We start from the raw sequence: 18,790 nt of genomic DNA, 5'->3' as shown, positions 1-18,790 counted from the left end.
GTGAAGTTGCCGCTTCCAGCCATGGACGCTGTAATAGGCGATTGAGGCGTATTAATAATATGAGTGAAAGCTGTCGCTAACAGCCAGCCTCTAGGGTCATTCCTATTTCAATCGCCCGGTATGGGCTTTGGATCCTGCCATGCAGGTCTTTTACTCCCTCTGTCGTCGAAGGCGTGGCGTGCTGTCCGGAACTCTTCAACGTTCTCGACCACCCAGGTCCAGATGGGCGTCATCCGAACCAATAGGCTCATGCCAAGAGCTGTCAGTTCATATTCGACCCTGGGCGGTAACTCATCGTAGTCGTGTCTGACAAGAAGGCCGTCACGTTCGAGCGAGCGGAGGGTCTTTGTCAGCATCCTCTGGGTGATCCCTGACAATTGTCGTGCGAGTTCTGCGTGACGCATGACGCCGTAGACGCCTAGTGCATGGAGGATACCCAAGGACCATCGACTGCCTGCATGAGCCAGCACCTCACGGCGTACTCCATCGACGTCCCGCCTGAGTGTCTGGCAGATGGCTTCCGACTGTCTAAGAATCTCCAGTTCGGTCAATTTTTCCTCCGGTATCACGCGTGTGCCTTCTACTAAGCGCCGCTGTTGTCTGCCAGCATTGGCCATACTACACCTGACTACAGGACTGATCATGACTTCCAATTTCCCTACCGCTACTCAATCCATTCTCGTACTGGGCGCCGGTGAACTTGGCTTACCAGTGTTGCGTAACCTCGCGCGGATTTCCAAGCAAAAACCAGGCTCCAAGGTAAGCGTTCTCCTGCGCGAGTCCACGATTAACAGCCAGACGCCTGGTAAGAAAAAAGAGATAGATGAGCTGCGCAGTTTGGGCGTCAATATGGTGGCTGCCGACTTGGTCAATGACTCTATCGACCAACTGGCCGCGGTCTTCTCGCAGTACGACACTGTCATTGGGTGCGCAGGCATGGTGGCTGGCCGTGAAACGCCGATGAAGCTTGCTCGTGCTGCTCTCCAGTCCGGCGTCAAGCGATACTTTCCTTGGCAATTCGGCGTGGATTTCGAGGTAATTGGTCGTGGCAGCCCTCAGGACCTTTTCGATGCACAGCTCGATGTGCGTGAGTTGCTGCGCGCGCAAAGTCAAACCGAATGGGTGATCATCTCCACCGGGATGTTCACCAGCTTCCTGTTCGAGCCCGTGTTTGGCGTGGTTGATTTCGACACAGATACGGTCAATGCGCTGGGCAGTCTGGATACCGAGGTCACTCTTACCACCCCGGACGACATCGGCAAGCTGACAGCGGACATCGTGTTCTTCGAGCCGCGCTTCCGTAATGAAATCGTCTATCTCGCGGGGGATACCCTGGCCTATGGTGAAGTGCCTGCCCTGCTCGAGCGAGTACTGAAGCGCCCCTTCAAGTCCAACGTCTGGCCGGTTTCCTTCCTGATGGACGAGATGGAAAAGGAGAGTGACGAAGGACTCAAACACATTAAGAAGTATCGTGCAGTCTTCGCTCAGGGTCGGGGTGTTGCATGGCCCAAGGACACAACCTTCAATGATAGGCACGCAATTGCAACGACCACTGCAGAGCAGTGGGCGGTAGCGCACCTTGGCGATGCCCACAAAGGCTGATAATCATTTAGCGCTGGTCTAGGTCTGCCCGATTTCAGGGACTACCTGCAGCCAGCGTATCTTGCGATCGCCCTTATGGCTGGGCCAGCAGAGCACTGCGCCGCTGATACCGAAGCGCAGGCACTGTTCTGCTGCACACAGCGCGTCCTTGCCATGGACCTGGATGATAATCAACCGACCAAGATCGACGCCGGCCTGCAGCCACCCATGTGGGTAGTTCAGATAGGGGCGATGAGTGCAACCCGCTCGCCGACTGCGGTGGGACGCGCAAGTGTCGGCCAGACGAGGGCCAGCTCACCAAGGCCTGGCCGGGCGCTGAAGATTTCGGTCAGGGCCGCATCAGGCCAACCGTCGAGGGCAGTTAGCATCGAGCGCGGCGTGGCCGATTGGCTGGGTGCTGGCGTCGTCGACATGGGGACTTTGCCCGCGCCACACGCGGCGGCTATCGAGCGGGAGTCGAGCGCAACGACATTGGTGGCCACCTTATCCATGCTGCATGCGCGTCGGGGCCGACGGCGTGCTGCCGTGTTCGGTGAGCAGGACCTGCAGTTGCGCGCGCACCTTGAAGAGATCTGCATGCAGGACAGAGTTCATCGACTCCAGCCGGAGGATATGACGCCGGGCCCGTGAGAGAGGGGCGTCGCGGTCGTCTGGGAGGAGTCGTACCCTGCGGGGCACGTGACGCTGATTCTCTTCCTATACGAACTGGACGTAGCGCAGCCGATGACGCTGCACCTTCTTCTTGAGGGTAGCGCCTTCTGCAATTAGTTGTCGTACTAAACTACAAACAGGCGATTGGCGTCTCGGGCTTGCCCTAGGCACTGACGCACTTAGTCGAGCTCTTCGGCTAGCAAATCGACTAGGTTACGGCAGTACATCAGCTCCGTAGGGCGGAAGAGAGACTGCTGCTGTTCGAAGCTGTCCTGCTCATCACCGAGCATGTCCATAGCAGCCAGCCTGCTCAATCCCTGAAGCCTCGATCTTCTGATAGTCGACAGAACGACCGAGACAACCGTGGCAGAGACGAGGGATGGGGCGCGAAATGGAGATGGGAGTGGACCTCCTTTCAGGATGCTGTATGGATAGACAAAAAGTAGCGAAAGGGGTCCCGGCAAACTTGGCGGCAACGAATAGTGGAGGCGAAACAAGGCATCACTGATGCAGTGGGGCCTCACCTAACTAGAAGCGCAGCGACTCAACACTATTATGGATCGCTGCTTTGCGCGGCATGCGGACGATTAATTGCCCTGAAGCCAGCCCTCAACCACGTCGGCACCGTGCTTAGCTTTCCAGGCTTTCAGTATCTTGTGGTTACCGCCCTTAGTTTCAATGACCTCACCGGTTTCGGGGTGCTCATAGCGTTTCAACGAGCGGGGCCGGCGCTGTTGTGCCGCCGGCGCGGAATTGCTCTTACGGGTGACGCTCTTTGTGGCAGTGGCGTTCGTGTCCAGAATAGCGATGACGTCACGGAGCGACTTGTTGTGTTCGCTCAGCAAAGCACGCAGATGCTTTTCGAACTCAAGCTCTTTCTGCAGGCGCCCGTCGCTGTTTAGCTGTTCCAAGCGCTGCTTCAGTTCTTCAATAGTCGCTTCAGTCTGACGGTATTCTTGAATTAGAGACATCATGATTTCCTCTGGATTAAGCGGTGGTTGCCTTTATAGCCTTTCTACTTGCAAGATGCTATATCCCATGTGATGATACGTTGAGTGCTGATTCAGTACGGTTAAATCGGCAACGAAAAAAGTCCGCCCACTTCGGGAGGTAATTCGTGCTGTACAAGCACAGCTACCCCTCCATCCTCACCAAAAAGCTGGTACATGGCACAACTACTATCTGGGCATTGCCAGCCACTCAGAGGCGAAGACGATTAGCGTTTGCTAGAGAGGCTCCGCGATAGTTGCGCGTAGAAATTCCCTTTCCCCTTCACTGGTTAAGCAGCTGTCTCATTCCTATTTTTGGGCGGCGATAGTCTGCGATCGGCACCGGTTCACGGTGCTGGTGGAGCACTCTAGTACCCGCGCCGTCCCCCGCACCGACATCCCCCTGGCCTGGCATTCGCGGATTCGCGCATGCAGCTGCTCACCCTGGGCCGCCCTTTGTAGACTCGTGCCGCCTTCACCTTGGCGATGCCCTGGGCCGCGCGGGCACGTCGCGTTTCGGAGTCCTTCCGAGCAAACGCCCCCTTGAATTCTAAGAACATCTGGGATAGCGCCCGCGTCATCCACTCTTGGAGACCGTCGTCGCCGACCGTAGCCGGCCGGATCAATGAATGGGTCAGTGGTAGATCGAGAGAAACCACCTGCAGGCCCGCCTGGGCGATCCGGTCGCGCAACTGGTCGCAGGGTCGCACGGTCGAGCCGGGACAGTCGGTCGATCGCTTCCACCAGCAATACATCTCCACGCTCGGCATCGGCCAACAGTCGCAGCAGTTCACGACGGTCCAGCAGCGTGCCCGACGCTTTCTCAACATAGGTCGCCGCGATCCGAGTGCCATGCTTGCTGGCGAAAATGCGTAGTGTCTCCCGCGCACGGGTGGCGTCCTGATCATCCGTCGAGGCTCGAGAGTAGGTGCGACGCACATGACAGGCTCCGGTGTAGTCGTTTGGCGTCTCGAAATGTAGCCGTAGTCGTTTGGGTCCGCTGGACTACTTTTCGCCACGCCTTTAGCCGTGCTGATAGGTGTAGCGCATGAGGTACAGGTAAAAGCATACGGCTAAATCGTTTGCAAATTGGAAATACGTGAAACGTCTTTCGGCCAGAAGAGGACGGTCGGCTTCCGACAGTACCTGCGTCCCGTTGACCTTCGTTGGGGGACTGTCTCCGCGACAAGGTGTAGTCAGCTTTGAGAACTATCGGCGAGGCGCGACTACGATGCCGGGTAGTGGCACACTGAACGCCCGATGCGGAATTCAGGTAGGACAGGTATGAGAGACTTTTCGCATATGGAAGGGCAGATTCGCGAATGCTTAGGTCGGGTCGTATACACCCACAAGACTCATGAAAAAATGGCAGATCGTTGTGCAGCTCGCCTGCAATGCCTGAAGGTTTTGCAGATAGTGATCTCCGCACTGACAGCCTCAGGGGCTCTAACTGTAGCGATTTTAGGCCCCGACTGGGCGAAAATTGCCACCGCTGTTCTTTCTCTACTTGCTTTACTGCTGTCTGGGTACATGAAGGGTTTTGATCCCGGCGGGACTGCACAAAAGCACCGTGATGCAGCTGCCCGGATCTGGCCAATTCGAGAGTCTTACCTATCATTACTTACTGATTTGAAGGCCGGAGCGATTAACTACGACCAAGCGGCGGAGCGTCGTGATGAACTACAAGAACAGCTTTCTATCATCTATAAGGGGGCACCGCAGACGAATGCGAAGGCCTATGCAGATGCTCAGAAAGCGCTAAAGCTGAACGAAGAGTTCACGTTTTCTGACGAAGAAATCGACTGCTTCCTGCCGGCATCGCTGCGTAGTGGGAAAATTTCATGACGAAGGTCACTTCCTCTGCCGATCGGTTCATTAATCAGCTTGCCTCCACACTCGACATTCCTGACGAACGCTACGCGTCCGCCGACCGAAGCTATCGTTCGATTTGCGACTGGTTGGAACGGCCAGAATCCCGTTTTTCGCGGGTTTATATAAACGCCTACACCCAAGGATCTTTCCGACTTGGCACGGTGATTCGCCCCTTGAATGGCGAGGAGCATTACGATCTAGATGTCGTCTGCGAGTTCGGGGCCAGCAAGGTTTCGCGCACTCAGAAGCAACTTTTCGATGATTTGGGTCATGAGCTTAAGTTGTACGCGGCACGATATTCGATGGAATCTCCATCTGGTTGGGATCGTTGCTGGACGTTGAACTACGCTGATGCTGCTCAATTTCATATTGATCTTCTGCCATCTATTCCAGACGGTCAGCGGCAACGCACACTGCGAGAAGAGAGAAATTTGTCTCTTGAATATGTGGAAAAGTCCATTTCAATTACTGATAGAAATCACCCTAAATATCAGCAGTATACCGACGACTGGCCGTCTAGTAATCCCAACGGATACGCTGATTGGTTCATGGATCGGATGGAGGTCGCATTTAATAAACGGCGCCGCGCCATGGCGCTCTACGAAGCGAAAGCCGACGTCGCAGACATTCCCGCATTTCGGGTCAAAACCCCCTTGCAGTCGGCAATACAGATTCTGAAGCGGCATCGAGATGTGTGCTTTTCTGAGCGGCCGGATGGTCGACCTTCATCCATAATCATATCGACACTTGCCGCTCATGCGTATCAGCAAGAGGCTACAGTCACCGGGGCGCTCTTCAGTATTCTCGCTTCGATGGACCAGCATATTAAAATTATTGGGCAAACATATTGGATCGCCAATCCTTCTGATCCCAGAGAGAATTTTGCTGACGCGTGGGAAGCAGAGCCGGAGCGAAAGCTGGCATTTGATGACTGGCTCGATACAGCGCGCAAGGACTTTGAGCGAGCCGGAGAGACTGAAGATCTTGCTCAAATGATCGATTTGCTTTCTCCTCGACTCGGTCGCGAGCTGTTGGAGAAGGCTGCCACTCAGCATAGCCCTGCCGCTGTCGCTAAGTCAGTTGCTACACGTCGACTTTATGGGGCGATACAACGCGTGTTCGATGCTCCGCATCGCAAACCTGTCGCATGGCCGACGGTACCTCAGGGAAGTGTGAGCCTCTCCAGCGTGATGAGCAGGGCTGGTTTCCGACCAACTGCTGTAGCTAACAATGGGGCAGCAGTACCGATCGGGAGTTCGCTACGCTTCGAGGCGAAAACCAATCTTGTTTGGCCATATAAGGTTTTTTGGCAGGTTGTGAATACTGGACCCGCAGCCATGAGGGCGAATAATTTAAGAGGTGGCTTCTTAGAGGGGACAGCCTCGGGCGGTAACTTATTCAGAATCGAAGGAGCTTATTACAAAGGCTCACATACGATTGAGTGCTTTATCGTAAAAGACGGGTATTGCGCAGCTCGAAGTGGCCCCTTTGTCGTGAATATTGACTAAGCCTGTTAAATGTAGGTGATATTGGTTGCTTACGCAGCTTTTATGTGGGCGGCCAGCGCAGAGGCTAGCTCTACATAAGATCTTGCATCATTTTTGCTTAAGTTTAGCTCTTCGGCATGCGCTGCTTTGTTGCGGAGCTCTTTAAGTCTATTGAAAATTTCTAATTGCTTTGTGTCGATAACTTTACATTGAAGTAGATAATCTCCAAGTTTTGCATAATTTCTGAAGGTGTCCATCCGAGGCTTATTCCAAAATGAGCTTGCGACTGCTGCTGCGGCAGTTTCAACCTCTAGCCAGGCTTCCAAGATTGCAGCCCGTGTTGACAAGTTAACGAGCTGCAATAATCTGTTTTGAGGCTGGGTCTCGGGCGTAGTTGGGGTCCCTGCATCTAGTATTGACGTGCTTGCCTCTGCCTTTAATTCGGCTACTGCATCGGAAAACTCAATTTCTAGTTCTTTGTACTTGAGCTTCCGAAGTAGGGGGACTATCTCTGTGATCGGCTTCTTAAGCATTAGCACAAGGAATATTACTACTGTAGGCCAAGCTAGTGACTTGATTGTTGTAGATGTGAAGGTAAGGACATCCATGTTTAATTTTTATTCCTTTCAAATGAATATATGGCTAGCGAGTGGCCCCTTACGGACGTCCTGAATGAGCAAAGAGGTTTATGCCCATCTCCAGGTATAAGATATCGGCGGGATCGCCACTTATATCTGATAACGTTCCTTATCCATGGGTAACTCTTTCAACAGTACGCAGGGCGTGGTGGGGACGCAACAGGTGGCGAGAAGAAAAGGCGACACCGTGTGCAGAGAGATTACAAAGTCGGTAGCAGCGTGTCCATGGGCTTTTTTTACTGGCCATCCGAGTCCTTGACTAGGAATTGACGGCAATTTTTAGCCGCTCACAGCCGTTTAGTATTACAGGAAACGCGTAGTCGTTGAGCTATAGACAAAAGAAACCCCGCCGAAGCGGGGGATCTCGTCAGACTCTTCTATTGGCAGCCTCGTAAACCTCGTCATCACGTCTGGCCCCTACGCAAAGGACCAGTATGATTTCCGTGCCTTCAATCCTGTAAACGATGCGTACATCGCCGGTCCTGATCCTGCGATGCCCTGCGAGGGCGCCGCGGAGTGGCTTGCCAATTTTTTCAGGTTCACCTTCAGCGATCCGCTCCCGGATCACCTTCAGTACCCTTTTCGCCTCAGCTTTGCCTAGCTGGACGAGATCGTGTTCGACATCAGGGTGAAACCGAACGCTCCATTTCATCGGCCTTCGCCTATTCGAAGCGAGCCTCCATGTCCTCGAGGCTCACTGTGTTCTGTTTGTCCAAGGTGGAAAGGCGCTCGATGGCGAGGCGCTCAGCACGGAGGTCTTCGAGTTCATCCTGCAGAGCTTGGTAGGCCTCTACGCCTACCAGCACTGCAGCCGGCTCGTTGTCCTTGAAAATCACCAGGTGAGTGACCTCACCACTGGTGACCTCTTTCAATTTCGCGCTAAAGCCTCGAACCATTGCTGTAGCGGACACTGCCTGTTCAGCCCGGTCTAAGAGTGCACTCATGCGCTGTGGCCTCAATTCATCAATTAGCGTTAGGTAAGTGTGATCGTCTGAGTCAATTCGGTAGTCGTGTCGGTGCGATCAAAGTAGTTAGCTTGGTCATAGGTATGGCACGCGCAAGCTCATGATACACAAAATTATGCGTAAGAAAATACGGAAAAGTAGGCGTCGGTCTGAGGTGTATGAGAGAGCATTTGAGTGCTCGGCTAGGCCAGCGGAAGAGGGGCTCCTCCGAAGAGGAGCCAAATTTCATCCGCTTACCAGCTGTCTTGCCAGCGCCATCTCGACCGAATCGCCATCCTGGTTCAACGCATCGAGCCCTGACTCTGGAACGTCTCCCGACGTACTCTGAGCCACCGCGATCTTCTTGGCCATCAGCTGCAGGCAGGTGATCTGCGAGCTGCCGGCATAGGCGAAGAACAGTACCCGTACCGCCTGCTTCTGACCGATCCGCCACGACCGGCGCGCTGCCTGCTGCAGGGTGTAGACGTTGTAGCCCGTCTGCAGGAAGACGATGGTGGGGAAGTCCAACAGATCCAGACCGGTCTTCACCAGCTCCGGGTTGGTGATCAGCACGTCGACGCCGCGGTCGACCTGGTCGAGGATCCAATCTTCGCGTCGGGCCGTATCCACCGAAGAACGCAGTACCGCCACCTTCAGACCGGCCTGCTCGAGCAAGCGCTTGAGCCGACTGGTCGTGTCCCGGGTGCCGCTGTAGACGGTGTAGGCCAGCACCTTGCGTCCCAGCGCCTTCTCCTGACGGCACAGCTCGATCAGCGCCTCCTCCTTGGGGCTGGCCTGGTCTTCGTCGAAGATCGCGTCGACCCTGGCCAAGGTGTCCCGGGTCCGGGGGTGTTTCACCACCTCCGGCCGGAAACAGCAGTCCGGCCAGGCCAGCAGCACATTGAGCACTACCCCAAGTAGCGTGGTGTCTCGCCGTGCCAGAGCCTGGCGGAGCTCCGCGGTCAGTTTGCTGGCCAGCTGCCGATAGGCCGCGTCTTGGTGCGCCTCCATCGGGATGTCGACGAACTCCTCTTGGTACGCCGGCAGCACATTGCCGCCGATGTCCTTGAGCTTTAGGAACACGGTGAAGGGCAGCACGAAGCGATGGATGCCTTTGGGACCGAAGCCTGGGGCCTTCACTGTCCGTACCGAGAGCTTCTTGCCCCGGGCCGTCTTGTGCGATTGGCTGTCGCGCTCGGTGTAGATGTCCTTGAGCACGCCGTGGTCGCGCATGAACGACATGGCCGCAGGGGCCATGCTGCCGCGCGCGTTCGGTCGGTAGCCGTCCTCGATCATGCGCCGGGAGAGGATCCGGAACAGGAGGTAGAACAGGTCGTCGGCGTAGCCGCCCATGAGCGTGCCCGTCAGCAGCAGCGTCTTGCGCGCCTTCGCTGCCAGCACTCCCATGGCCTGGCCCTGGGCCGAACCGCTGTTCTTGTACTCGTGTCCCTCGTCCACCACCAGTAGGTCGAAGTAGCCGTCCGGCAGGTAGCGCTTGATGAACTCGGTCGGTTGGTACCCGCCCTCGCCGAAGCCGAATTCCAGGTTGGCCATCGCCCGCTCCATGCGCTTGGCCTGACGGTCGCTGAAGACGAAGTTGCCCTTGGCGTCCATCAGATTGATGAACTCGTGGACGTTGTCAGCCAGCATCGTGGCGAGAAACTCTTCGCCGAAATCCGCCACCAACTTCTCGGCCCGGATGGGGCCAATGGTCGGTATGCGGCACATTGACTTGAGGATCACGCTGCGCCTGTCACCGCCTGCGGCCTTGCCCGGACGCATCAGCGTCCAGAGGGGCGCCTTGCACTTCGGGCACTGCCGGCGTCGCTCATCGCGCTGGAAGTCCTCCAGGGTGAGGTAGTTGCCTTCCTCGTCCTCGAGCACGCGGCCACAGTCCGTGCAGCAGGCCAGTCGCCGTCCACCGGCGGCGCGGCGCGCACCGCACGCCAGCCGCCAGTGAAAGCCCATCCGCATCCGCACACGGCCCAGGATGAAGAACTCCTGACGACCATCGTACGGCTCGCCTAGGGCCTGGCGGAGCTTGAGCAACTTCACCAGGGTGTCCGGCCCGTTGAGCACCCAGACGCGCGCGCCTGGGACGGTTTCGAGGATCTCGCGCCGCCACTTGTAGACCAGGTGGGGCGGCGAGACGACCAGGGTGCGGCGGTAGCCTTCGGCGTGTAGTACCGCTGCCACGGCAATGGCCATCATGGTTTTCCCGGTCCCCATCTCGGCGTTGATGATGCCGGCCTGTTCGCCGCGGTCGAGCAGCAGCGCGGCGATCGCCTGGACGACATCGGCTTGCGCCGGGAAGGGTGTGCGGTTGAGACCCGCCATCACGGCCTGGCGCCCGGTGTGAGCAGCGCCGGCATAGACCGGTGGGTTGGAGCGGTTGAGGGAGTCGAGCAGACCCTCGCCGAACTCGGCGATGAAGTCGGTCAGGCTGACGGTGGTGAGCAGGACCGGTTGGCCAGCGTTGAGGTCGGTCATGAGGCTCTCCTGAGATGAGAAACGGGCACGGCCGACCCCGGATGGGTATCGGCGTACCCAGGGGGTTGAGGTAATGCAGCAGTACCGCCGTAGGCGGGGTAGGTCAGTAGTCCGAGGGCAACAGCAGCGTGGTCACGCTGCGATCGGCTTCGGTGATGATCCAGAGCCGGGGCTCATCGGACATCGGGGTCTCGTAGTTGGAGAACAGCCGATTGCCCAGGCGCAGGGCCTGGTCGTTGCTGCGCTTGTCCTCTTGGTCAAGCTCGCCCCAATCCGCCTGCAGGTGACGCCGCAGGTAGGTCACGGGGTTGAGCTCACCGCGCTCCACCAGCTCGCTCACCGCTGCCGTCATGACGATCCGACCAGGGTCGAAGCGTCCAGCCGGTAGCCGGAGCGGTTCAGGTGCTGCAGGGGGTGGTGGCTCGGCCGCTGCCGGCGCCGAGGTGATGGTCAGGACCTGTCCCAGCGTCTGAGATCCCGGTGTCATGTCCCATGCCCGGATGACGGGCACGAAACGGTCGGTCAGGATCCGCGACTCCAGGACGTTGCCGTCCTCATCCTCGGTGAACTCGGTGCGGCTGACCTTTTCCTTGTAGGTGTCGCCCTTGAGTACCAGGACGCGCCCATTGGGAGAGGTGACAACGCCCGAGATGGCCCCGGCTGCGAGAGCCAGGGCCAGGTGCCATTGCGATAGTGCCTTGACCGGTGGTCGTGGTACTTGGCCAGCCTGGCCAAAGTGCAGGGTGAAGTCGCTCCAGAGTCCGCCCAGCCGACCTGTTTCCAGGGCGAGCTGCTCAGGCTCCAGGGTGACGCGGTAGAAGTGGTCCAGCTCCGTGACGGCGGCTGGCACCCCATAGGGCTCCCCGAGCCATACCTCCGGTAGCGGTTCGGCCGAGGCCTCGCTGCTGCCGATCGCACGGAAACGCTCCCTGGTTGCCTTGACGTCGGCAGGTCTTGCCAGATCCTGCCGGCGAATGCGGATGCCGAAGATCACCACCTGTTTGAAGGTCGGATCCGCAGCCGCATGGACCCGCAGGCCGGTGAAGTGATTGCAGAGCCAGCCACACAGCTCATCGTCCAGGACGTAGTGCGGCACGATCAGCACCAAGGTCCCGCCGTATTGCAGCAGCGGTAGCGAGCGTTGATAGAACAACTTTTCCAGTCGCCGGCGGCCGCTGCCCTGATACTGGGTGGCGCCGCTGTGGTCGGCGACCAGGTCGCCATAGGGTGGGTTGAGCCACAGCAGCCCAAAGGCCTGCCGCGTGACGATGGTGTCCATCAGGTCGCCCTGCAGGACGCGATCGAGCAGGCCACGGGCGTGCTCGGCACGCTCCCGGTCGTACTCCACGGCGCAGGCTTGGACGCGCTCACGCCCGAGCGTATGAGCAGCTTCCGCCAGAGCCACACCTTCGCCGGCGCACGGATCGAGGATCCGCATGGAGCCAGTGGAGGCAGGGGTCAGGGCCTGCAAGGTACGTTCGAGCGTGACCTCGTCGGTGGGGTAATAGCCGTTCTTGGCAAAGTTGCGCGCCAGGCGCGGAAACATCAGGGCCATGGTCGGAGCTCCAGTGTTGGGAAAGTGAAGGAGAGGGGCCGCAGGCGGCCCGATCAGGAGGTGGTGAGCTGACCGGCGCGGATACGCTGGCCAAGGTGGTACTGCAGCTCGTCGAGCTTGAGTCGGAGTCGCCAGCCGGCCAGGTCGCCCAAGGCGCCAGGTAGGCGCTCGAGCATCTGCTCCTGCAGGAGCAGCTCCATGACCAGTTCCTGCCAGTGCGGTAGGAGCGGGAGTGGGCAGGTGTCGACTACCAGCGGCCAGAGGCTGGCCAGGGGGTCGATGTTGTCGCGCACCAGGGCGTAGGCGAGGTGATTGGCGCGATCCGGTACCGCGCAGCGCCCGTCGAACAGCCAGACGTGAAGCAGGCTGCCAAACAGGGTGCCGCGCAGCTGGCGGGTCGTTCGTTTCTCCATTCGCTCAGCGTCCGGAAAGACCGGCAGGCTGCGACCGCTCTGGACCAGGTGGAATTGCTCGAGGCCGCCTTCGCTGCGTCCCAAGGTGAGCCTGGCCAGGAATTCCTGGACAGCGGTGTCGCGGCCCCAGGCCGAGAGAAAGATCAGCCGCCTTTCTTCATCGCAGACGCAGGCGTCCACCAGCAGATCGGGGCACTCATCGATAGGGTAGAGGGGCATCGTCAGCTCCTTGTGGAGGCAACGCACCCAGGGGCGGTTGCCCCGAGGTGGGTGAGGGAAGACGCTCAGCGCGCCGCGTGGTATCGCCGGACGCCTTCGCGCCATTCGAGGTTGATGCCGTGCGTGGCCCTGGGCAGGAAGTGCAGCGGGCAACTCCAGTAGAAGGGGCCCGAGCTTTCATCCAGTGACTTGTGGCCCCAGCGGCCTCCGTGAACATCCAGCAGGTCGCAACCGATCAAGGTGCAGGTTTCGCCGGCGGCGACGCCACGAACGACGCCATCGCGTTTGGGTACCAGCATCACGATCTGCCACAGCACGTTGTCGACCAGGTGATGATCGATGACCGTGCGGGTGCAGTTGTCGGTTTCGCCGTTGGCGGTCAGTTCAGAGATCAGCGCATCGCGCGTGGGGTGAGAAAACAGCCAGCCCATGGGGAAGGTCCTTTAGGTGATGACCAGGCCTTCCCGCTAGGAGAGGTCCCAGCCGGGTGTGGTTGTGAAGGTGAGGTCAGGCCGCGCGGTTCCAGGCCTGCGACTTGAAGTCCATGGCGTAGCCCAGCTCGCTCAGCCGTTGGCATTGCTGCCTGAGGCGTTGCCGGTCGACCGTGGAGTCCAGTCGCACTGTCTCGCCGAGTGGCCAGACGGTACCGAAGAGCTCCTGGTCAGCCTCATCGACGTCAGGCGCAGGCGTTACCGGAGCAGCTGCTGGTGATACCGGCATCCCGAATGGTGCGTTGTCGTCTGCAGGCGATGCTGGGGAACTAGCAGGCCTGGCGGGACGAACAGGTTGTGGTCGAGCCTTTCGCGGCGGTGTCGGGACAGGTTGCTCTTCATCGAGCGGATCCGGCGACTGCGTATCGATCTGCGCGTTGTCGTAGGCCGTCAGGGCGTCGAGGTCCTCCAGTACCATGCTGTCCAGGCGCGCGCGAATCTCGATGACCAGGCGGCCACCAGTGCTGTAGGACGATGCACGGATCTCGGTGATGACGAATTCGCCGCGGTACTTGCCCTCGACGTGTTGCTCGAGCACAGCGTCCTTGATGACGAATTCGCCGATAGAGGTAGAGAGCCGACCGACGTTGAAAGCGCCGTTGCGTCCCTGGATGGTGCGGATGGCCAGATGGCCGGAGATCTTGATCATGGCGGTCCTCGTGAATAGGGGCACGCCATGCCCAGCAGGGGATGGGTACCCTGTGGGAGAAAACGGTGAGAGGTGCATCCATCGGCGGAGCCGACCGCTTGCGCTACCGGATGCTCGGCAAGCTTGGGGTTGGATCAGCGCAGGGCGCCGTGGTCTTGAGATCCTGACCACCTGGGCAAGGCTGACAACGTCAGCTGCATGTAGAGGCGATTTTGAAAGCACACCGGCTGGGGGTCAATAGCCGGCGCACTCCCGTTTAACACCAAGACGTAGATCTACAGGCCTTGGTGCAGCTTGGCTTGCAGATACTGCCCAAGAGCCCTGTGTTGCATTTCGTTCCAGTCGGCGAAAGACGTTTCTTGTCTTACGAACTCATCCCACGGTTCATCTGGGATGGCCAGTAAATCTTCCTGAGTGGAAACCTCATACCCTGCTGCTCGAGCAAACGAATCAAAGTTATCAAACCGGCTATGAGCTGAAATAAAGCTAGGGCTCATTAGGTCGAGAAAAGGTACCTGCGTGGTTGAAGCGATTTCGGAGAGGTTTTGCTGGAGTTGCTTGATTCCAGAAAAGTCAGTTTTGATGGGCATTGTTCAGACTCCAATCTTACTTCGGTCAAGAGCGGGATTATCTGAGCCTCCAACTTTAACGCTGAATTCAAGCTCATCGATTACAAATCTATCTCCATCGATGTGAGTGAGCAATTTATCGGGCTGTTTTACGGAAAAAGGCGCCGTAAGGCGCCTTTTGGTAAGAGTTTAGAACAGTGGCAACCCTTCGAGGAGGCAGCCATTGGGATCAAGGATCAGGATCCTGACGTCGGCCTGGCCTGCCAGGCTGAGCACCCGTATGGTTTCCGGCATGAAGCCTTCTTCGTGGTGCTTGGCCTGCAGGACCGACAGCCCAAACCCTTCCAGATCGTTCAGGTGCTCGTCCGTCCAGGGCGTACCGTGCAGCTTGAAGCCGACGGCGTCGCTGTCTGGCAGGGTGAAGCACTCGAACATCAGTTGCTGGGTGTCAGCGTGCTGCACCAGGTCCTGCAGGTCATCCCATTCGTCATCGGGCAGATGGGACGAGGTGATCTCGAACGCTCGACTGTAGAAGCCGGTTTCGAACTGGATCCGCTTGAGCAGGCCTTGGGCCCTAGCCAGCGTCTCAGTGTCACCGAGGTGAATCTCCTCGCCATTCTCAATGGCACGAAGCGCATAGACCACCGCCCGTACCTGTCCAGTGGACGGGTAGAGCGTGTGCTGGTCAGCAGTGACTTCCTCCGGCTCGATAGCCAGGGCATGAGTTTCGTTGAAGACGCTGTAGTGGCCTACCAGTTGGTCGTCGGCTGCATTCTGCTGCTCGGCCGTTATCTGTCGGTAGCAAGGCTCGAAGTGCTCGTCGTACGTAATCAGCAGCTCGCGGCGGATAAACAGGTCCTGGTAGCCGCGAATGAAAGGGTTGGGGGTGGTCATGGGGCTCTCCTCAGGAAGAGGAGCCACCCGGAGGGTCGGCCCCTCTGGGTGGTGTGGTGGTTGATGGAGCTCAGCAGAGCTAGGGTTAGGGTTGTTCCAGGTCCTTCGCGAAGAACAACGAGAGATCCTGGTGTTGGCAGGCGTTGCAGGTCATCTCGCAGGTGTCGTCCCAGTCGGACTCAGCATCTTCGGGCGCATCGATGTCGGGTCGAGGTGGTGTCACTCCCCCCTCGGCTGAGACGTCAGCAGAGCCGCACTGCGGGCAGGTCCAGCACATGGCTATTCCTCCTCCGGGTAGTTCGGCCAAACGCTTCGCTGGGCCAGTTCGACGGCCTCACTGAAGCCGTTCGCCATGGTGATGTCGGCGATCAGCTCGATAGGGCTATTGCCCCATACCAGCAGCATCACACCTTCGTGGCCGGCGGGGCTTTCCGATAGGAAGCGCAGCTTGGCTAAGTCCGTTTCTGCCGCGTGCTTAGCGATCTCATCAGCGGACCAGCTTGCGTGGATAGGCCCCCACGCCTCGCCATCCCACAGTTCAGAGGCGCGCCACCCTTGGCGTTGTAGATCGGTCAGGACAGCTACCAGGCCGCTGTGTTCGGTTACTGACTGGGCGGTGGAGGTGGACGAATTGTTCATTGATGACTCCTCGGGCGAGGAGCTGCCCAGAGGGTCAGCCCCTCTGGGTAGGTGAATGGAAGGTGTAGTACCAGGGGCTGTATCAGCTCGAGGTGGCGAAGGTGAAACGTCCGGCTTCCGCCATCGAGAGAGGTTGGCCTTTGCCCACGATGAAGTGATCCAGCAGCTGGATATCCAGCAGCGCTAGCGCGTCTCGCAGACGTTCAGTGAGGCTGTAATCGTCCTCGCTAGGCTCGGGACTACCGGAGGGGTGATTGTGCGCCACGATGACCGCAGCCGCGTTGTGATGCAGGCAGCGTTGGGCAACGTGTCGAGGACTGATCAAGGCCTTGTCGATGGTGCCGTACTGCAGGATCTCGAACGTGATCACACGAAAAGGGGTATCCATGAAAATGACGGCGAAGACTTCGTTGGGCTCAGGAGCGAGCTTGAGCTTCAGGTAGCTGCGGACATCATCCGGGCTATTGAGGCCCCTTCCGCGGGTGAAGAGCCGCTGGTCCAAGATGGCCTTGGCCTCGGCGATGATGGCTTCTTCGCGAGCGCGTATGGCCGAGGTGCTGTCGAGCGTATGGACGTTGGTCATGGTTGTCTCCAAAGCGTTGGCGGACAACCGCCCCCAGGGGACGGTGTCCCCTGATGGGTGTGGGTGAGATCAGGCGCTCAGCAGGGCACGAACGTGCGGCCGCCAGGCTTTGTGAATGAGCCGGCCCTTGAGTAGGTCAGCGTCGGTGTCTAGCAGTCGTGAGGTGCTGAAGTTGTCCCAGCCGTGTTGGAACGCGGAGCGCGAACGCAACAGCTGGATCTGGGCCAGCACCGCCTTCTCTTCCTCGGCTGTACGGCAGGGGTCAATCCAGTCGATGCGGCGGCTCTCACGATCCACCTTGCCCACCATGACCAGGTGGCCATGGCGATCGGAAACGGAGATCCGTTTCGGGTAGAAGTCGAGCGCTGCTGCAGGTGTCGGATAGCGGTCTTGTCGGACTGCCTCCAAGGCAATGGGCAGGATGTCATCGAGCAGGCCGCACTGGCCAAGCTGGACGTAGCCATCGATGTGGAAGGTGCCACGACCGGAGTCTTCAAAGCGCTCCATCGACCCGTGCAGGGTGATGGTGAACTGCCGCTCGAAGAGGTCTTGGCGAAGGGACGTACCAGGAACGTACGGGTTGCTGACAAAGGCCTGGCCTTCGAAGTGTTGAATAATCAAATCCATGATGCCTCCAACGTCCTGAGATTCATCATGCCCTCAAGGCATGATGAATCCCTTAAGGGTAGACGAAGCGGGTTAGAAGCCAAGCAAGGCAGGAACAAGCGACGACAAACCGTGCTGGGTCCAGGTGCCTTCTGCCAGGGCTTGGTCAGCCTCGGCCTGCTTGCGGAAGTACTCCTTCGACTCGCGACTCAGCGGAAAGCCAACCTCATCGACAGTGCCGATGTAATAGCCCGCGTTGCTGCGCAGTACTTGAAGGGGAAAGTGTTTGCCTCCGGATTCGAAGGCGAGCCGGCCGAAGCCTGCAAGGGTATCGGTAGCCATGGGGCCTCCAAAAGACAAAGGCGCCCGAGGGCGCCTATAGGGTGTGGTCAGTCAGGCCTGGACGCGGTCAGTGCTGGTGTCGTTCATCTCGAACAGAAACCAGGCGTTGTCGCAGAACAGGTCGCTGCTCAGCAGCTCTTCGGTGACGTCGTCATAGGAGACTTCGGCAACGATGGGCAGGGCGGGCAGCTCGGACTTGATGGTGGCGATGACTTGCATGATGGGCTCCAAAATTCAGCTAATGGAGATCACCATGCCCCGGTCCGGGGATGGTGCCCCCGGATGGGTGTGCGAAGAGAAAGGTGGCAAAGCCTGGGTAGAGCAGGGACGCCCGGTGGGCGCCTGGAAGAGCAGGGTGACTCAAGCGGCCGATTGGTCGCCTTCGTTCCCTTGATCCGTACCTTGCTGCTCAGCCGAGGCTGCGTCGCGCGGTTTGGCTTCGTAGACGAACTCACCTTCCACTTTGATCCAGCCGATGTACAGGAGACGACCTTTCAGGCTTGCGCCGTGTTGTCCCTGCTTCGGTCCGGAAGAGTAGGTGAAGGGATCAGCCCAGCAATCGCCGATGCGGAAGGACACGAGAACCTTCTTCTCAGCGTTGACGGCGTCAATGCAACGGCGAACCAGCTTTTCAGCTTCGGCGCCGACGACATTACAGTCGATGTAGCGGTATTCCACCGCTTCTTTGCTGCCGCACAGGGCTGCTACGGTGACAGCCAAAAACGGCTTGACGCCTCTGCCTTTGGGTTTCACTTCGCGGATGCGGTTGAGGTAACCGATACCGGTGGTGTGCAGGTCGAAGTATTGGCTTTCGTTGGCTTGGTTGCTCATGGTGACTCTCCAGTTTCAATAGGTGAAAACGGAGAACACCTTGCCCGGGAGGGGAAGAGTATTCCCCGCGTGGGTGGGTGTAGCCAGAAAGGGTAGTGCCAGGTCAGTGCATGAATTTCATCGCGGCCAGCAGAACGCCGACAGCAGTAGAAATCATGACGCCCATGCGGATAGTGAGCTTGAGTTCGAGCTGTGCGAGATCAGCCTTGGTAGCAAGGTGAGTTTGCATATCGGACTCCAGAGCATCGACAACAGCAGTTGCTTTGTCATCAGGGACATCGATGGAGCGCAATGCCTGGTACAACGCAAGACCGCTTTTCATGGAA

At 58.4% G+C, this 18,790-nt stretch carries 23 protein-coding genes and 1 pseudogene; 3 read left to right on the top strand and 21 right to left on the bottom strand.

Annotation, left to right across the window (positions count from 1 at the left end; translation table 11 throughout):
- Nucleotides 1–107 precede the first annotated feature (107 nt).
- Entirely contained in the window at nucleotides 108–551 is a 444-nt protein-coding gene (locus tag V6W80_RS15220) for a winged helix-turn-helix transcriptional regulator (protein WP_081737512.1), read from the bottom strand.
- 91 nt (nucleotides 552–642) lie between these two features.
- Between V6W80_RS15220 and V6W80_RS15215 the strand changes: the two genes are divergently transcribed.
- A complete protein-coding gene (locus tag V6W80_RS15215; RefSeq protein ID WP_338544718.1) occupies nucleotides 643–1,602 on the top strand; it encodes an aromatic alcohol reductase in 960 nt (319 codons plus the stop codon).
- A 21-nt stretch (nucleotides 1,603–1,623) separates the two neighbouring features.
- Here V6W80_RS15215 and V6W80_RS15210 read toward each other — a convergent pair.
- From V6W80_RS15210 to V6W80_RS15200, 3 genes and pseudogenes are all read right to left on the bottom strand, one after another.
- A pseudogene (locus tag V6W80_RS15210) lies at nucleotides 1,624–2,093 on the bottom strand (translesion DNA synthesis-associated protein ImuA); the annotation flags it as partial.
- 747 nt (nucleotides 2,094–2,840) lie between these two features.
- Nucleotides 2,841–3,224, bottom strand: coding sequence for a histone-like nucleoid-structuring protein, MvaT/MvaU family (locus V6W80_RS15205; protein ID WP_338547447.1), 384 nt, complete (start codon nucleotides 3,222–3,224; stop codon nucleotides 2,841–2,843).
- A gap of 327 nt (nucleotides 3,225–3,551) precedes the next feature.
- Nucleotides 3,552–4,181: a recombinase family protein gene (locus V6W80_RS15200; protein WP_338544717.1), complete on the bottom strand. Its 630-nt coding sequence runs from the start codon at nucleotides 4,179–4,181 to the stop codon at nucleotides 3,552–3,554.
- 345 nt (nucleotides 4,182–4,526) lie between these two features.
- Between V6W80_RS15200 and V6W80_RS15195 the strand changes: the two genes are divergently transcribed.
- Together V6W80_RS15195 and V6W80_RS15190 are read left to right on the top strand one after the other, a co-directional pair.
- Nucleotides 4,527–5,087, top strand: coding sequence for an SLATT domain-containing protein (locus V6W80_RS15195; protein WP_338544716.1), 561 nt, complete (start codon nucleotides 4,527–4,529; stop codon nucleotides 5,085–5,087).
- Entirely contained in the window at nucleotides 5,084–6,622 is a 1,539-nt protein-coding gene (locus tag V6W80_RS15190) for a nucleotidyltransferase (RefSeq protein ID WP_338544715.1), read from the top strand. The genes V6W80_RS15195 and V6W80_RS15190 overlap by 4 nt, the downstream gene beginning before the upstream one ends.
- A gap of 29 nt (nucleotides 6,623–6,651) precedes the next feature.
- On the opposite strand, the gene V6W80_RS15185 is transcribed toward V6W80_RS15190, so the two are convergent.
- The 17 genes from V6W80_RS15185 to V6W80_RS15105 form a co-directional block, all read right to left on the bottom strand.
- Nucleotides 6,652–7,209, bottom strand: a complete 558-nt coding sequence (locus V6W80_RS15185) for a hypothetical protein (RefSeq protein WP_338544714.1) — start codon at nucleotides 7,207–7,209, stop codon at nucleotides 6,652–6,654.
- 397 nt (nucleotides 7,210–7,606) lie between these two features.
- Complete coding sequence (locus V6W80_RS15180; protein ID WP_338544713.1) at nucleotides 7,607–7,891, bottom strand: type II toxin-antitoxin system RelE family toxin; 285 nt, start codon at nucleotides 7,889–7,891, stop codon at nucleotides 7,607–7,609.
- Between the two features lie 10 nt (nucleotides 7,892–7,901).
- The gene (locus tag V6W80_RS15175; protein WP_027601766.1) at nucleotides 7,902–8,135 is read right to left on the bottom strand and encodes a Phd-YefM; all 234 of its coding nucleotides are present in this window, start codon (nucleotides 8,133–8,135) and stop codon (nucleotides 7,902–7,904) included.
- Nucleotides 8,136–8,429: 294 nt separating this feature from the next.
- Nucleotides 8,430–10,673, bottom strand: coding sequence for a DEAD/DEAH box helicase (locus tag V6W80_RS15170; protein WP_338544712.1), 2,244 nt, complete (start codon nucleotides 10,671–10,673; stop codon nucleotides 8,430–8,432).
- 103 nt (nucleotides 10,674–10,776) lie between these two features.
- The gene (locus tag V6W80_RS15165; RefSeq protein ID WP_338544711.1) at nucleotides 10,777–12,228 is read right to left on the bottom strand and encodes a DUF6094 domain-containing protein; all 1,452 of its coding nucleotides are present in this window, start codon (nucleotides 12,226–12,228) and stop codon (nucleotides 10,777–10,779) included.
- A 53-nt stretch (nucleotides 12,229–12,281) separates the two neighbouring features.
- Complete coding sequence (locus V6W80_RS15160; RefSeq protein ID WP_338544710.1) at nucleotides 12,282–12,860, bottom strand: hypothetical protein; 579 nt, start codon at nucleotides 12,858–12,860, stop codon at nucleotides 12,282–12,284.
- Nucleotides 12,861–12,925: 65 nt separating this feature from the next.
- The gene (locus V6W80_RS15155; RefSeq protein WP_338544709.1) at nucleotides 12,926–13,291 is read right to left on the bottom strand and encodes a hypothetical protein; all 366 of its coding nucleotides are present in this window, start codon (nucleotides 13,289–13,291) and stop codon (nucleotides 12,926–12,928) included.
- A 76-nt stretch (nucleotides 13,292–13,367) separates the two neighbouring features.
- Nucleotides 13,368–14,000, bottom strand: a complete 633-nt coding sequence (locus V6W80_RS15150) for a DUF3275 family protein (RefSeq protein ID WP_338544708.1) — start codon at nucleotides 13,998–14,000, stop codon at nucleotides 13,368–13,370.
- A gap of 275 nt (nucleotides 14,001–14,275) precedes the next feature.
- The gene (locus V6W80_RS15145) at nucleotides 14,276–14,590 is read right to left on the bottom strand and encodes a hypothetical protein (RefSeq protein WP_338544707.1); all 315 of its coding nucleotides are present in this window, start codon (nucleotides 14,588–14,590) and stop codon (nucleotides 14,276–14,278) included.
- A 168-nt stretch (nucleotides 14,591–14,758) separates the two neighbouring features.
- Nucleotides 14,759–15,463, bottom strand: a complete 705-nt coding sequence (locus tag V6W80_RS15140; RefSeq protein WP_338544706.1) for an ABC transporter substrate-binding protein — start codon at nucleotides 15,461–15,463, stop codon at nucleotides 14,759–14,761.
- Between the two features lie 279 nt (nucleotides 15,464–15,742).
- On the bottom strand, nucleotides 15,743–16,102 hold the full coding sequence (locus V6W80_RS15135) for a hypothetical protein (protein WP_338544705.1): 360 nt from the start codon (nucleotides 16,100–16,102) through the stop codon (nucleotides 15,743–15,745).
- Nucleotides 16,103–16,184: 82 nt separating this feature from the next.
- Entirely contained in the window at nucleotides 16,185–16,697 is a 513-nt protein-coding gene (locus tag V6W80_RS15130; protein ID WP_430707813.1) for a JAB domain-containing protein, read from the bottom strand.
- Between the two features lie 57 nt (nucleotides 16,698–16,754).
- Complete coding sequence (locus V6W80_RS15125; RefSeq protein WP_338544703.1) at nucleotides 16,755–17,312, bottom strand: hypothetical protein; 558 nt, start codon at nucleotides 17,310–17,312, stop codon at nucleotides 16,755–16,757.
- 72 nt (nucleotides 17,313–17,384) lie between these two features.
- Nucleotides 17,385–17,633 carry a hypothetical protein gene (locus V6W80_RS15120; RefSeq protein ID WP_338544702.1) on the bottom strand — a complete coding sequence of 83 codons (249 nt, stop codon included), beginning with the start codon at nucleotides 17,631–17,633 and terminating at the stop codon, nucleotides 17,385–17,387.
- 51 nt (nucleotides 17,634–17,684) lie between these two features.
- Entirely contained in the window at nucleotides 17,685–17,852 is a 168-nt protein-coding gene (locus V6W80_RS15115; protein ID WP_338544701.1) for a hypothetical protein, read from the bottom strand.
- A gap of 141 nt (nucleotides 17,853–17,993) precedes the next feature.
- On the bottom strand, nucleotides 17,994–18,464 hold the full coding sequence (locus tag V6W80_RS15110; RefSeq protein ID WP_338544700.1) for an STY4534 family ICE replication protein: 471 nt from the start codon (nucleotides 18,462–18,464) through the stop codon (nucleotides 17,994–17,996).
- A 103-nt stretch (nucleotides 18,465–18,567) separates the two neighbouring features.
- Complete coding sequence (locus V6W80_RS15105; protein ID WP_042133154.1) at nucleotides 18,568–18,786, bottom strand: hypothetical protein; 219 nt, start codon at nucleotides 18,784–18,786, stop codon at nucleotides 18,568–18,570.
- Nucleotides 18,787–18,790 lie beyond the last annotated feature (4 nt).

This window comes from Pseudomonas benzopyrenica, from assembly GCF_036884265.1.
Taxonomy (GTDB): domain Bacteria; phylum Pseudomonadota; class Gammaproteobacteria; order Pseudomonadales; family Pseudomonadaceae; genus Chryseomonas; species Chryseomonas benzopyrenica.
The sequence above is the reverse complement of the archived record's forward strand: the minus strand, read 5'-3'. Positions and strand labels throughout refer to the sequence as shown.

Excerpts from the sequence above, each read along its gene's own strand:
- V6W80_RS15215 (WP_338544718.1), top strand. The coding sequence starts at position 643 with ATGACTTCCAATTTCCCTACCGCTACTCAATCCATTCTCGTACTGGGC.
- V6W80_RS15205 (WP_338547447.1), bottom strand. The coding sequence starts at position 3,224 with ATGTCTCTAATTCAAGAATACCGTCAGACTGAAGCGACTATTGAAGAA.
- V6W80_RS15195 (WP_338544716.1), top strand. The coding sequence starts at position 4,527 with ATGAGAGACTTTTCGCATATGGAAGGGCAGATTCGCGAATGCTTAGGT.
- V6W80_RS15190 (WP_338544715.1), top strand. The coding sequence starts at position 5,084 with ATGACGAAGGTCACTTCCTCTGCCGATCGGTTCATTAATCAGCTTGCC.
- V6W80_RS15185 (WP_338544714.1), bottom strand. The coding sequence starts at position 7,209 with ATGGATGTCCTTACCTTCACATCTACAACAATCAAGTCACTAGCTTGG.
- V6W80_RS15180 (WP_338544713.1), bottom strand. The coding sequence starts at position 7,891 with ATGAAATGGAGCGTTCGGTTTCACCCTGATGTCGAACACGATCTCGTC.
- V6W80_RS15175 (WP_027601766.1), bottom strand. The coding sequence starts at position 8,135 with ATGGTTCGAGGCTTTAGCGCGAAATTGAAAGAGGTCACCAGTGGTGAG.
- V6W80_RS15170 (WP_338544712.1), bottom strand. The coding sequence starts at position 10,673 with ATGACCGACCTCAACGCTGGCCAACCGGTCCTGCTCACCACCGTCAGC.
- V6W80_RS15165 (WP_338544711.1), bottom strand. The coding sequence starts at position 12,228 with ATGGCCCTGATGTTTCCGCGCCTGGCGCGCAACTTTGCCAAGAACGGC.
- V6W80_RS15160 (WP_338544710.1), bottom strand. The coding sequence starts at position 12,860 with ATGCCCCTCTACCCTATCGATGAGTGCCCCGATCTGCTGGTGGACGCC.
- V6W80_RS15155 (WP_338544709.1), bottom strand. The coding sequence starts at position 13,291 with ATGGGCTGGCTGTTTTCTCACCCCACGCGCGATGCGCTGATCTCTGAA.
- V6W80_RS15150 (WP_338544708.1), bottom strand. The coding sequence starts at position 14,000 with ATGATCAAGATCTCCGGCCATCTGGCCATCCGCACCATCCAGGGACGC.
- V6W80_RS15145 (WP_338544707.1), bottom strand. The coding sequence starts at position 14,590 with ATGCCCATCAAAACTGACTTTTCTGGAATCAAGCAACTCCAGCAAAAC.
- V6W80_RS15140 (WP_338544706.1), bottom strand. The coding sequence starts at position 15,463 with ATGACCACCCCCAACCCTTTCATTCGCGGCTACCAGGACCTGTTTATC.
- V6W80_RS15135 (WP_338544705.1), bottom strand. The coding sequence starts at position 16,102 with ATGAACAATTCGTCCACCTCCACCGCCCAGTCAGTAACCGAACACAGC.
- V6W80_RS15125 (WP_338544703.1), bottom strand. The coding sequence starts at position 17,312 with ATGGATTTGATTATTCAACACTTCGAAGGCCAGGCCTTTGTCAGCAAC.
- V6W80_RS15120 (WP_338544702.1), bottom strand. The coding sequence starts at position 17,633 with ATGGCTACCGATACCCTTGCAGGCTTCGGCCGGCTCGCCTTCGAATCC.
- V6W80_RS15115 (WP_338544701.1), bottom strand. The coding sequence starts at position 17,852 with ATGCAAGTCATCGCCACCATCAAGTCCGAGCTGCCCGCCCTGCCCATC.
- V6W80_RS15110 (WP_338544700.1), bottom strand. The coding sequence starts at position 18,464 with ATGAGCAACCAAGCCAACGAAAGCCAATACTTCGACCTGCACACCACC.
- V6W80_RS15105 (WP_042133154.1), bottom strand. The coding sequence starts at position 18,786 with ATGAAAAGCGGTCTTGCGTTGTACCAGGCATTGCGCTCCATCGATGTC.